Below are 12,554 nucleotides of genomic sequence, written 5' to 3'. Positions count from 1 at the left end.
TATCCCACTGTAAAAAACCATCCACAAATAAACGGTTCTCTAAGTTAAATAGGTTAAGTGCCTGGCTCTACAAAAATAGCTGCCTATGGCACCGTTCAAAGCTCTAGTTAGTTGTAATCAAAAGGGTAGACTCCCCCCTTGATAGCTGGTACGCGTTTCACCCAGCCCGATAACTAGTTCCTTGTAACGGTACGGAAAGACATCCATTTCACCTCAATTAAAAGAATTGACCCTATTATAATTCTGTAAGCCTTTTTATTCAAGAATTACGTTTAACGATACGTAGTCCGGCCACTTGGCCAACCTTATGTCCTTCATGAGAAGCAAACTTGATCGTAACTGCTGATTTGCCGCTCGTGATCGGCTGCGGGAGTTCATAGCGAATCGTCTCCAGCTTATTCATCTCCTCAGACTCAAGAGTGCCTACACCAAGTTGCTCCCCATCCGCCAAAATATCAAATGCCAGCGAAGTATCGTTCGACTTCAGATACGTGACCACCAAATCCACTTGCTTATCCGGCAAAACTTCCATCGTGAAGGAGAACCAGCCATTGATCCAGCTGTCCCGATACTTGCGATTGTGGATTTTACCTAAGCCTACAAATTCACCTGTGAAATTATGATCGCGTTCAGGCTGCATTTCAGCAGGTTGTACCGAATCGACAGTTAACTGCTCAAGCAGCAAGTTATTCTCCACAGCTTCGCGATATTCAGCCTCTGCCAGCTTCCACTCTTCCGGTGTAAATAAATCCCAATACACGGAATAACGATGATCATGCATAGGGTAGAACGGACGAAGCTCATGATCCCCTGTATACCCTAAACCTTTCATCCGGAACACATTTTTGCTCACATTAGATTGGATGAGGTTGTCCGTCAGTGTGTCCCGATCTCCGATTAATACGGAAGCAAGGGCGCGATCGCTATTGGCCTCTGCATTTATAGGCCCAAAATCACCTGCCAGCACAAGTGGCCCGTAAAGGAATGCAACTCGGTTCGGATTATCCGGCATCGTCTCGATTCTCACCGACATCGGAATATCGTATTCGACAACGTCTCCATCCTGCCATTCTCTATCCAAAGTAAAGTAGTTAGATTTGCCTACATTTACTTGAACATCTTCACCATTTACGCTAACACTCATCCCTTGCTCAGCCCAGTAAGGATATCTTAGCTTTAATGTGAATTTCGTTGACTGTGCTGCACTGATCCGCAGTACACCTTGTCCCTCTGCCGGGAACTTGGTCTCTTGCTGCAAGCTAATGCCTTGCTCTTTCCAAGCCACTGTAGAAGGTACGTACTGATTGACATAAAGCTCATCTGCACTATGGAAGTATATCGCCGAGCCATACATAGAATGGCTTTCCATTCCCGAACCTACACAACACGTAAAGCTTTCGAACTGCGAATTAAACGATTTATGTCCACCCATCTCGAGAGATACGAAGTAACATACCCGGCCATCTACCGGCTCCTGAGAGGCTAAGATGTGATTATACATCGCACGTTCGTAGTAATCCGCATACGCTGCATACGCATCCCATTGGAACATATGCTTAGTCAGCTTCAGCATGTTGTACGTGTTGCATGTCTCACAGGAACCTTCACCCAATCGATCATTTAACTTATCCGGTTCACCAAAATGCTCATTATAGCTGTTGCCGCCGAGCACATAAGAATGATGATTCACGACCCGATCCCAGAAGAAGCGGGAAATACCTGCATAATGCTCCTGCCCAGTTACCTCATATTGTCTAGCAGCTCCGATGATTTTTGGAATCTGTGTATTAGCATGTCTTCCAGCTAGGGTATCTTTTTCTACGGCCAGATCATTAAGCACTTCCCCATGATAAAAGCTTTCCGCTAACGCGAGGAAACGATCTTCTCCGGAATCCTTTGCCAAATCCGTCAGCGCTTCATTCATGCCGCCAAACTCACAACGCAGCACCTCTTGGATCTGATCTTTACTCAGCCCTGCAAAAATATCCTCAAGCCACAGCCCCAGCTTCGTTTCAATAACGAGCGCCTTCTGATTGCCGGCCAATCGATAAGCATCGCGAAGACCTGCAAACAGCTTATGCATCGTGTAAAGCGGCACCCAACCTCCGTTGAGGTCAAAGCCCTGTGAGCGAATGTCGCCTGCCTTCACTTCCTCAAATAACTCCTTGCCACGAGGAATGCCGGAAATAAAGCCATTGCCATGCGCATCCTGACATTGCTCTAATTCATCTACTACATAATTCACGCGTTGTAGCAGCTCTTCATTTCCCGTAGAGGCATACATTAACGCACATCCAGAAATAAAATGGCCTAACGTATGGCCGCTAATACCCTGAGATTCCCAGCCCTCGTAGTGAGCAGCCTTAGGCTCTAAGCCAGCATATTCGCGAAAACGCGACAGAAGCCGATCTGCCTCAAGCTTAAGTAAATAATCAGTATTTAACTCCATCGCATGGAGAAGTGGACCTGAATCAATTCGTACGTTCTGTAGATCAAAAGCTTGCGTCTTCAATGAAATCGCTCCCTCGCAATCTTGTCAGGGTTAGATGACAAGTGTATATTTGTATCCATAAGATAACACCGGAACGTTGATTTGTCGGTAGATCAGTCGTACAAATAGTGGACAAACCCGACTTATTGATTGCTAGGAGGACCGCATGACCTACTTAAAAATAAATGCAGATGTACCTGTTCATTTTACAGCGGCAGGTGAATTTATCTCAGAAACACCATGGAAGCATGTGGAGCGTGTTATGAGGAACTACGAACTAATCATTGGCGTGAACGAAACGGTATATTTGAGTGAGGAGAACAAACAATTTGAAGTAGGTCCTGACGAAGCTTTTCTGCTCATGCCTAATCGCACACATGTCGGCTATAGAGAGTCACGACCCGGGGTTAAGTTTTATTGGTTTCATTTCGAACTGACAACCGAGGGGTTATTACTGAGTGAGGAGGAAATGAAGCCTGAGGCAGAAGAAATCTTTTCGCGCACACAGCGCTTATGGTCCGTACATGATCTATATCTGCCCCAAATCATAAAAATCGAACATAGTGACCGGATTCATATTCTGGCGAATCAAATCCTTCATGTGGCCAACTCGGGGTATTTAACCTATTCCAGCGTTAATTATTTGCTGACCTCGCTTTTAATTGAGCTGTCTGAGCATGCACTTCAGCCGTTCGCCAGTAAGCTGATCCGCGCACAGCAAGATGTCACCTTCGTCAAAATAGCTGAGTGGACAAGGATACATGCAAGCGAACCGCTTACCGTGGCCATCATCGCGGATAAATTCAATTACAACAAGGACTATCTAGCTCGGCTATTTAAACAGCATACCTCCATGGGGCCATTAGAATATATCCATTCAGTACGTGTGACTAAAGCGAAGGAGCTACTAACCAGAACCGCATTAAGCGTGAGGGACATCGCGACAGAGACGGGATTCACCGACGATAAATATTTCATGCGCCTCTTCCGAAAATACGAAAACATGACACCCACCCAATATCGTAACGCTTATCATAAGACGTTTATGAATAATGACTGAAGTAAAGCCACCCCTAAATATGGAGTGGCTTCTTGTTTGGGTATTGTCTATCGGATAGAATGAACTTCACACCAATTACGTAGGAATTGCAGATTAGTATTGAAGTAATGATCGTTTTGCCACCCACAACTCCAAACCTGTGCGTTCCCTGTGTGCAGACCCATCAACCATATCTCCCGGATAGCAACAAATATAGGGATTGCCTTTAAATCGTTCTCAGATAATACTTTATGCTTTTGGTATGAGTTCAGGAAAACAGTCCATTGTTCATTGTCAAAATGCTCTCGTTCTTTCCCTCTAACCCTTGACCACAAAAACACGGAAACATCATAGGCCCTCCAGCCAAAACCTCCGCAATCAAAGTCGAAATGAGTCAGGGTATCCTCGTAGAAATGTACGTTCGCTCCATGAAGATCACCATGACATGCCCCCCAATCCAGCTCTGATGAGATTTCAGCTATGCTATTTGCCAATACTTCCGACAAAGATTCTAGATAATCGATATCCTCTTGCCTGTGGGATAAAGGCTTGCGAATCGATTGAAGCGGTTCTTGAAGCAGATGATCCAGATTAAGCGTAAATCTTTGCTGCCCACATTCGAAATCATCCATAGCCAGATGCATCTTAGCCACTTGTTCACCGTATAATTCACAGCTAGCTTTTTCATCGGAATAATTGCCTTTTGCAAAAGTAAACAGAACTGCGTAACGTGTTCCTTCAGGAGCCTCCAGCTCAATTAGGTAACCACCATCCCTGCTGATTACCGGAGCCGATACCGGGATATTCTTCTTATTTAAGTGATTCAATAACTCCACTTCAAAATCAATCTCATGTTTATTTCGCCAATGAGCTTTATAGATCCTAAGAATGTATTTATCAATAGAGGTCTTTAGTAAATAGGTATCATTAAGTCCGTTCTCATAAAAACTACACTCCAAAACATCCCCGATTTCATAAAGATCATTAATTACGGGTACTATGGCATGGGAAGAAATTACGGAATGATACACCGGCAGTTTCAGCATATAAATCACCCTTCAACGTTAATTACTACTCACTATTTATTTTCACGTTTGGCCCGTATAAAGGCGAGGGATTTATTAAATATAGCTAAACTTTCCGCATCGTTAATTTAATTGCTCTATAAAGCTCTGCTTCGATATTGATCGTCTAACAAACTGAACCATACCAGTCTGGACAAGTAAAATAACCAAGAAATACAGGAAAATAGCACTCCAAGGGAATTGGTATTGAATGTAGGAAAGCCCCCCCATATTCCCTGCACTCTTACTTATCATGTATCCCATTAGATTGCCCGTAAAAAGAGCCATCGTAAAGCTTCCAACCACTAAAAATCCTGTTTCATAGGTTAACATAGCCATTAATTGTTTTCGGCTCATTCCTATGGCTTGCATAAGGCCTAGCTCCCCTTTTCTTGCAGAAATAGTGGTGATTATGGTGTTCAAGAGATTGATCATACTGAATACTGCTATAAAAACCATAAAACTATACACTGAAATAGTGATAGTTCTAAAAGCAATTCTATTGGATTCCACAACTTCGGAAAAAGACAATAATTTGAGTGTATCCTCATTGAGAATCACACCCTCTAACTCACTCTTTATTGACTCTTCATTCGATTTATCCATAGTAATAACTTCGTAGCTCTTATTGCTATTAAAAGGGGCTACAGTTTGCATTACTTTGGGTGGAAGATAAAATGAAGTTCCTGAATTCTTATCCGTAATATCTCCAATGATCTCAAAATCATGTTTGGCCTTCTCCTGATCATTAGCAATTATGAATGAAATATGATCACCGACAGCGTAATGAGCCCCGTAATAATCTAAGTCACTACTGGCGCTGTTAAGGAGTATGTAGGATGCATCCGACGAATCAACATCTGGGATCTTCCCCTCAGCCAAATGACTACTCCATCTTTCGTTGTTTAACGTAGGGATATTCTCAATACTGACTATCGCGGCCCCGTCATCCGTTTTTATTCCTTCGATAGCAGCTTCAATATACTGATGTTCGATTACGTCCTCAACTTCATTTATAGCTAGGATTTTATTTTTTAAAGAAGTAGATAGTTGCCCTTCCGTCTGAAGATCACTTAATGAGGTTGTTTCAGAATACAACTCATTATTAATTTGAATATCAAACCGACCATGATTCGGAAAATATTTCTCTGCTTTTGAGATTGGATCGACCGAGTTTAATAATGTCCCCAAGGAAACAAATAGCGTTCCGCTTAAAAAAAGAGACAGCAAAGTTAACACCGTCTTTTTCCTGCTTCTTGATAAGTTCAATGCAGCTAAAGAAAATGGTGTGAGTCTTTTCGAGTTTCTTTTCTCCTTTTTTGTATTAACATCGGCATCTACATGTCTAATCGCCGTTATAGGAGAGATTCTTGATGCGAATTTAGATGGTGCGTTTAATGAAGCTCTAACTGTTACTTTGGTGAGCAAACCGGCTAAAAAGGCAAGTGAAAAACTTGGAACTGCATTCCAGTGAAAGCCACTTAAAATCCAGCTCATTAAACATCCTAAGATAACTCCAATAGGGATATATTTTCTTGAAAGATTTTTCCCTTCATATAGAACTAGCTGTTTTATCTGCTTTTTTGTTGCACCGATTGCTCTAAGTTGTCCGTATTGTTTAATTCGCTTAGTAATTGAAATATAAAAGATATTGTAGATAACTAGCCAACAAGCCAGTGCGATGATCAGCATGATAGACAAGATGGATATCACAGTGCTTCCTGACAGATTATTACTGTCCACATTCACATTATTGATCTGAATATTTCTCTCAGAGATACCCATTCGCTGCCCTATTTCTTTGATTTTTGACTTCAGTTCCTCGTTGGAATAACTGCTGCTGTTGTTGATGCTAATTGCCGCGGAGTAATCCTCTTTGGAAAGAAACGGATCTGCCTCAACGAACGCGCTTGATACCAGAGCATTGTAGCCGATTCGATTCTCGTTACCTGATGCGGTTGTTTGCAGAATTCCAGAAATCACAAATTGGCTGGTTTGAAATTCTTTGCTGGCATTGTTTCTAAATTGCAAAGAAATAGAATCGCCAAGCCCCAGGCTTCGATCATCGGATAACTGAAAGTCTTTTTCTATTGCAATTTCATTTTCTTTTGTAGGGAACTTCCCCAGAACGATATTGGCATTTGATAAATCCATCATGGCTTGATCCGTGTAGAGAATGGACAATAAGCGTTCTTCTTTTTTCTCTCTGCCTATTTCCTTATAGAGTCCGATTTTATTAATTCCCTCTATTTCTTTCAATCGTGAGATTTCATTGTTATTGAGATTATAGAATAAAGCCTGGAAATTCGACTCATGTTGTAGGTTAGTAAAAGAATTATAACCAAAGGTCATTACAACAGTTAATAAAAACGCAGCTAAAGCTATCACACTGCCCACAAAGTAATTTTTGGTTTTTTCCGCTTTTAAATTTGCTTTTGCAATTCTTATCATTGCTGTTTTATTCTGTATGGACATTGATACATCATCCTCCTATCGTATAACGAATATTCCTCCCTTTGCATCATCAAGTGAATACTTTCACTATTTATTCTATAGATAATATTCTCCAACAAAGATCAATCACCCTTTAAATAGATGATATATACTATATTTACTATTCATATAATATATGGATACAACAAAAAAGCCTTCCCCCTCTGGAGCGTTTGAGTATCTCCAAGTTAGTGGAAGTCTTTTTATGCTCAATATGCCTTGTGTAGCAAACATTTAGATTAATAAATTACGCCTCGGCACTTCTCTCCTGAAGCGCACCGACCAACGGATTCCACCGCCAGCGCGGAGTCAATCCTTGCAGATGTACACCTCCAAACCACTCATCGCTGCCATTCTTCTGCACCCAGTCTTCGTTTCCAGCTATTACACTCTTACCTAGCTCTGTTAATACAAGCTCACAGTCTTTAAATTGCATTACTGAATCGTTATAAACAGGGAACTCATTGCATCCATGGGTTTGTAGCAAAGGGTACGTGCCTTGTACCATCTTTCTTAGGATATGCCAATATTGCAGGTCGCCCATTCCTAAGATGTTAAGCTTATCACCCACATTTTTGAACAGCTCATAGGGTGATTTTATTCCCTCACGGATCATCTCCAGCGTGATTTGTTCTACGATGCCAAGTCCGTTTGTAGTAGAAGGAAAGCGCGATAAATGCGCCCGGAAGGCGTCATGTGCAAAGGGTAAAGCCGATGTATCTGTAGTTAATCGTTGTTGCAGCAATTCTGGATTCGGTGATACATAGGCTTCCCAGAGTGCTTGACCTGCTTCTAATTCTTTGGCTCCGATTAGCTTCCATGTGCCTGATAATGTTTCCATCTGCTCTATAGAAAGTTGTCCAAGTCCTCGAAATAACTTTATTCCCGGATACTCTCCAATGCATAGTAAGCTTAGCTTGGTGGTTAACATTTTCTGCTTCGAGAACCAATGGAGTAAATAACTGAGCATCGTCTGATCGAAAAGGTCATGCTCGAACCATAACACCACTTCTTCATATTTATGGAAATCAGCTAAAATCTTCTCTTGCCTCTCACTATTGGCGATAAATTCCCTCTGCGGAATCCCCATCGTTTGTTCCAAATATTGCGCTCGAACAGCGCGGTTATCTCCATCGGCAGGATCCAAAAATACCGGCCCATGCGAATATACCTCTCTCCACACTAGTACATCACCTTTCACGATTCCTTGCCGCAGCTTCTCTCCCACTACATCTCCATTTACAATGTGAAGCACAGCTTTTCCCCCTTCGTACAAATGGTTGAATACGGAAAGAACATCTGCCACAGGCAATGCACCTTTCAGCTTGCGGCGGGCATCAAAAAGTCGCTTCTTCAATACCGAAACCGAAGTCCCCAGAAAGTCAGCAATCTCTTGTAGTGAGTAGCCTTGAAAATAATATAATTGAACGGCAATCCGCATATTGGACGTTAATGCAGCTATAGACTCGTGAACCAGCCGTTGGGTTTCCTTTTTCTCAATAATATCTGCTATAGAAAATGAAGATTCTGTCGCTTGCGCAGCTTCATCGTAGGGTAATGCAGGATGCTGCTTTCTTCGCAAGATGCGATAACATTGCCGCACCACAATAGCTTTAAACCAGCCCGGGAATGCCTCTACTGCTCGTAATTTATTCAAATGCAAAAAGGCTTCTGTGAAAGCTTCCTGCACAGCATCTTCCGCTAATTGATAGTCACGCAGCTTTTCGAACGCAACTGCATTGGCCATCGGTGTAAAGTGCTTAACAATCTGTTCAAAAGCTTGTCGGTCTCCTTGTTTAGCCTCTTCGATATACTGAAGCATCTGTCCTCCGCTCCCTTCTTCCGTATTATATACAAGTGCCAATGAAGTTCCTAAAGGTTACGGATGGGATTGAAAAGTCAGACGTTATTTATTTTTTCCTATTACATCCTTTGCAACCTCTAGAGCTGAAGAGGCTCGCGGCCAACCTACATAAAAAGAAAGGTGGGTGATGGCCTCCACGATTTCTTCAAGTTGTAAGCCGTTCTCTAAAGCCAAGTGCAGATGATAGGGGAGTTGTTCCGTCATGCCCCCCATCACCAAGGCAGAAATCGTAATCATGCTACGATCCCGAAGTGATAATTGCTCACGTCTCCATAAGTCCCCAAATAACACATTTTCCGAGTAGTCGACGAATGCCGGAGCGAACTCCCCTAACGATTCCCGTACATTTGTGACGATTTTCTGATGCGCCATATTACACCTCCCTAACCGGAGGTTGTAGCATTTGAGCAACACCGTTACCAAACGACCAATCTTCGAATTCCGTATCGACGAGCACAATGAATATATCTTCTTTTCTGATGTTTAGCGTCATCGATAATTCCTCGGCTAGCCTCGCGTAAAAGCTTTTCTTCTGTTCCGTTGATCTTCCGGATTTTAGCATAACTTGGATATATATCAGTCCGTCGCTTCGTTCAATATTTAAATAATCTTTACTATAAAAAAATTCCCCCGCTTTATGCGCATGAAAAACCTGAAACATATCATCCTCCGGTACATGGAAATGCTGAATTAACGCGCTCATAATCGCTCTGCATATTCCTTCTAGCTGATGAATGTCGTATTGTTGCTCCAGATAACTGACTCTAATGAATGGCATTTTAATTCACTCCTTCTTTGGAATTCTTTTATTGTACTCTCAGTATTTTGATTTATATAATTGAATAAGATAATAATCTTAATCAATTATACCGATAGAGGTGACAATCGATGGATCTAAAAGAACTGATGGCTTTTAAGACCATTCTTCAAGAAGGCACTTTCTCACGCGCTGCAGAGAAGTTGAATTATGCACAGTCTACTATTACCAACCAAATTCAACGACTTGAAAAAGAACTGGGCATACAACTCTTTCACAGAGGCTGGGAAGTAGAACTGACAAGTGCTGGGCAAGTTTTTGCAGGGGAAATCGATAACCTTATTCAACATTGGAACTATGTAACAGAACTCACCAAAGCTTTACAGCATGACGAAATTGGTACACTTCATATCGGAAGCATTGAATCCATGATGGAATCCGTCCTACCGAACGCCTTGCGAAAGTTTCAGGAGCAAAAAACAAAGATGGCATGTAACTTCATTCAGGGTAACACTGATTCCCTCTCACAACTTGTTCTACAAAGAGAACTGGATTTCGCCATCTGCGGTGAGCCGTCCGACCTGTCTTTCTTTTATTTCGAACCGCTTTATCACGAGAAAATCGCTTTTATAGTAGATGAAAATCATCCTTTAAACGGACGAGACGAGATTTCATTTCGAGAAATTCTTGAATATCCAATTATAGCTGGAGGACGCACTTGCTTATATTACCTTCGGTTAGCTAAGCAATTTTCGAGATTCGAATCAAAGCCCACTTTATCCACCATAAGCCAAATTTCTGCTATTCCTCATTTTGTAAGAAAGAACCCTGGGGTGGGGGTAGTGCTTGATTCGACAGCTTTAATGACAGATATCGTAAAAATAGATGTTGAACTAAGCGAGCCGTTCATTCAAGTGGGTATATTACAGCAGCGCAACCGAGAATATCTAGCAACATCATCTAAAAAACTAATCCTACAAATCATAAAAAAAGAAATTGAGAGGATTAGTAACGCTAATCCTACGCTCCACATTTGAACCTCAAGCTAGTTCCATATATGATAGCTTTATCATCGTTATCAGGGGAGGATTCATAGCAGTGGCAGTATTAATCAATGAACAAATCAGAGCATCCGAAGTAGTCCTTACAGGACTTAGGGGTGAGAAGCTGGGGATCGTCTCCCGGGAAGAAGCGCTGGCCATGGCCAGATCAGCAGGTGCTGATCTGGTATGCACCTCGCTAATGAGCAGCCCACCGCCCTGCAGCCTAACTGCAAAGGGCAAAGCAAAAGCGGCCGCGCAGAAGGAGGCAGCCTCAGCACGCAAGGCCAGTGGGGGCTCAGCTGCAAAGGGCGGCAGCAAGGAGAAGGTCAAAGAGCTCCGCTTCACTGCTCATATTGAAGAGCATGACTACGATACTAAGCTCCGTCAGGCTGAGAAGCATCTCCGCTCCGGCAAGCCGGTGCAATTAGTTGTCAAAGCTTCCGGTGCGAAGGAAGCTGCTGCCGCAAAGACGGTACTAGAACGCCTCGTAGCTGACCTCAAGGAAGTCGGAGTCAAAGATACCGGCATCCAGACAGGCGGCAAAGGTTCACAGGTGAAATTAAATCCACGGTGAGAGTGGATTTAATTTCAGATAATTTAGGCTCAAAACCAAAATTAGTGGACCATTTCATGAAAATGCTGCTGCTATCTGCAAATGTAGCTTTATTGCGAGCAGAATTCAGAATTGCGTTCGGACACCACAGCCCTTATTCGTAACTATTTCGCTGTTCTGGGATGCTAACGGACTTCAGAGACTTTATATCACTAAAATAGCACGATATTCCCTCCATTTATGGAAAATAAGATCTCTCGAGTCCGCAACTTCCTCCAAAAGGCTTAAAATGTACAAATAGCTGCATCTAAGTCCGTTAGCACAATAGCAAGTGGAAATCAGGAACTGGGCAAGGGGCATGATTCTTATATGCAAGCAAAAGCGCCTTCGGTGTCCCTAAAGAACGGTAAGCGCTTATGCGAGAAATAGAAGGATAATGTATCGTGCCAAACTTATACTTTCTTGTATTATTAAAAAAGGCCATCCTCTACAGGATGGCCTTTCACTTCATAGACAATGTCCTTGCTCGCTCTTAATCAGTCACCTTAAACATGATTACCCATTAATCCCCTTGGGCGAAAGTTCATACCCCCAGCATAGAGGTGGGAGACATCTCCCAATCCAATACATCTGGGAACTGCATAGTGCTCGCTGCGCTCTTCAAACAAGATCGTCGTTACCGAGCTTGGAGCAAGCCAAAATACGGACCAAGCCAAGGCTAAAGGAATCTGCAATAAATGGGCTAGCCATGCAAGGCCAAAGCCACCATGACACACAACTCCAATCTTCTTGGTAGAAGGCTCGAGGATACGATATAGGCCATCCTCTCTTTTATAGTGGTGGCGAAGCAAGAATTGATCTGAAGCCGCTTGTAGTTCGCTAAACCGCAATTTGTATTCCTCTTGTTTTAACCAATGATCTGTTTGATCAGACCATTCTCTTTTTCCACTCGATAGTTCACTAATATGTTCTCCGGGGCTATCCCATATAGGTGCCAGTTGTCCATCCAACATAATCCCTGTCCAATCCAATTCACAAGTCCAAGGTTCTGTCTGAATTACAAGTCCCGTCTCTTTGGCCACATAACTTGCTGTTGTCTGTGCTCTACCCAATGGTGAAGCATATAATTCATCCAGTCCGATAGATCCCATGCGTTTTCCCAATGCCGCTGCTTCCTGATGCCCGAATTCCGTTAGATCATCTATAGAATAGTCCGGATCACCATGACGAATCAGAAATATTTGCATAAC

General features: G+C 42.6%; 10 protein-coding genes. 3 read left to right on the top strand and 7 right to left on the bottom strand.

What is annotated here, in order from left to right; translation table 11 throughout:
* Positions 1 to 259 precede the first annotated feature (259 nt).
* Positions 260 to 2,512: a beta-L-arabinofuranosidase domain-containing protein gene (locus NSQ55_RS02075; protein WP_339170915.1), complete on the bottom strand. Its 2,253-nt coding sequence runs from the start codon at positions 2,510 to 2,512 to the stop codon at positions 260 to 262.
* Between the two features lie 145 nt (positions 2,513 to 2,657).
* On the opposite strand from NSQ55_RS02075, the gene NSQ55_RS02070 reads away from it, so the two are divergent.
* Entirely contained in the window at positions 2,658 to 3,551 is an 894-nt protein-coding gene (locus NSQ55_RS02070) for a helix-turn-helix transcriptional regulator (RefSeq protein ID WP_339170913.1), read from the top strand.
* Between the two features lie 47 nt (positions 3,552 to 3,598).
* On the opposite strand, the gene NSQ55_RS02065 is transcribed toward NSQ55_RS02070, so the two are convergent.
* The 5 genes from NSQ55_RS02065 to NSQ55_RS02045 all read right to left on the bottom strand — a co-directional run bounded on the left by NSQ55_RS02065 (position 3,599) and on the right by NSQ55_RS02045 (position 9,729).
* Positions 3,599 to 4,576, bottom strand: a complete 978-nt coding sequence (locus NSQ55_RS02065) for a phosphotransferase (RefSeq protein WP_339170911.1) — start codon at positions 4,574 to 4,576, stop codon at positions 3,599 to 3,601.
* Between the two features lie 102 nt (positions 4,577 to 4,678).
* Positions 4,679 to 7,069, bottom strand: a complete 2,391-nt coding sequence (locus NSQ55_RS02060) for an ABC transporter permease (RefSeq protein WP_339170909.1) — start codon at positions 7,067 to 7,069, stop codon at positions 4,679 to 4,681.
* A 265-nt stretch (positions 7,070 to 7,334) separates the two neighbouring features.
* Positions 7,335 to 8,909, bottom strand: a complete 1,575-nt coding sequence (locus NSQ55_RS02055) for a sigma-70 family RNA polymerase sigma factor (protein WP_339170907.1) — start codon at positions 8,907 to 8,909, stop codon at positions 7,335 to 7,337.
* Between the two features lie 84 nt (positions 8,910 to 8,993).
* Positions 8,994 to 9,323: a carboxymuconolactone decarboxylase family protein gene (locus NSQ55_RS02050; protein WP_076124622.1), complete on the bottom strand. Its 330-nt coding sequence runs from the start codon at positions 9,321 to 9,323 to the stop codon at positions 8,994 to 8,996.
* Between the two features lies 1 nt (position 9,324).
* Positions 9,325 to 9,729 (bottom strand): tautomerase family protein, encoded by a 405-nt coding sequence (locus tag NSQ55_RS02045; RefSeq protein WP_076192719.1) that lies wholly within the window; start codon positions 9,727 to 9,729, stop codon positions 9,325 to 9,327.
* 110 nt (positions 9,730 to 9,839) lie between these two features.
* On the opposite strand from NSQ55_RS02045, the gene NSQ55_RS02040 reads away from it, so the two are divergent.
* Together NSQ55_RS02040 and infC are read left to right on the top strand one after the other, a co-directional pair.
* Complete coding sequence (locus NSQ55_RS02040; RefSeq protein ID WP_076185655.1) at positions 9,840 to 10,745, top strand: LysR family transcriptional regulator; 906 nt, start codon at positions 9,840 to 9,842, stop codon at positions 10,743 to 10,745.
* Between the two features lie 61 nt (positions 10,746 to 10,806).
* Positions 10,807 to 11,325: a translation initiation factor IF-3 gene (gene infC / locus NSQ55_RS02035; protein WP_076185653.1), complete on the top strand. Its 519-nt coding sequence runs from the start codon at positions 10,807 to 10,809 to the stop codon at positions 11,323 to 11,325.
* Between the two features lie 524 nt (positions 11,326 to 11,849).
* Here infC and NSQ55_RS02030 read toward each other — a convergent pair.
* A complete protein-coding gene (locus tag NSQ55_RS02030) occupies positions 11,850 to 12,551 on the bottom strand; it encodes a histidine phosphatase family protein (RefSeq protein ID WP_076192717.1) in 702 nt (233 codons plus the stop codon).
* Between the last annotated feature and the right edge of the window lie 3 nt (positions 12,552 to 12,554).

Origin of the sequence: Paenibacillus sp. FSL H7-0943 (assembly GCF_037963265.1) — a bacterium.
GTDB classification, from domain to species: domain Bacteria; phylum Bacillota; class Bacilli; order Paenibacillales; family Paenibacillaceae; genus Paenibacillus_AQ; species Paenibacillus_AQ odorifer.
This window is presented reverse-complemented; position numbering and strand designations above follow the sequence as displayed.

Coding starts and splice junctions, on each gene's coding strand:
- NSQ55_RS02070 (WP_339170913.1), top strand. CDS start 2,658: ATGACCTACTTAAAAATAAATGCAGATGTACCTGTTCATTTTACAGCG.
- NSQ55_RS02065 (WP_339170911.1), bottom strand. CDS start 4,576: ATGCTGAAACTGCCGGTGTATCATTCCGTAATTTCTTCCCATGCCATA.
- NSQ55_RS02060 (WP_339170909.1), bottom strand. CDS start 7,069: ATGTCCATACAGAATAAAACAGCAATGATAAGAATTGCAAAAGCAAAT.
- NSQ55_RS02055 (WP_339170907.1), bottom strand. CDS start 8,909: ATGCTTCAGTATATCGAAGAGGCTAAACAAGGAGACCGACAAGCTTTT.
- NSQ55_RS02050 (WP_076124622.1), bottom strand. CDS start 9,323: ATGGCGCATCAGAAAATCGTCACAAATGTACGGGAATCGTTAGGGGAG.
- NSQ55_RS02045 (WP_076192719.1), bottom strand. CDS start 9,729: ATGCCATTCATTAGAGTCAGTTATCTGGAGCAACAATACGACATTCAT.
- NSQ55_RS02040 (WP_076185655.1), top strand. CDS start 9,840: ATGGATCTAAAAGAACTGATGGCTTTTAAGACCATTCTTCAAGAAGGC.
- NSQ55_RS02030 (WP_076192717.1), bottom strand. CDS start 12,551: ATGCAAATATTTCTGATTCGTCATGGTGATCCGGACTATTCTATAGAT.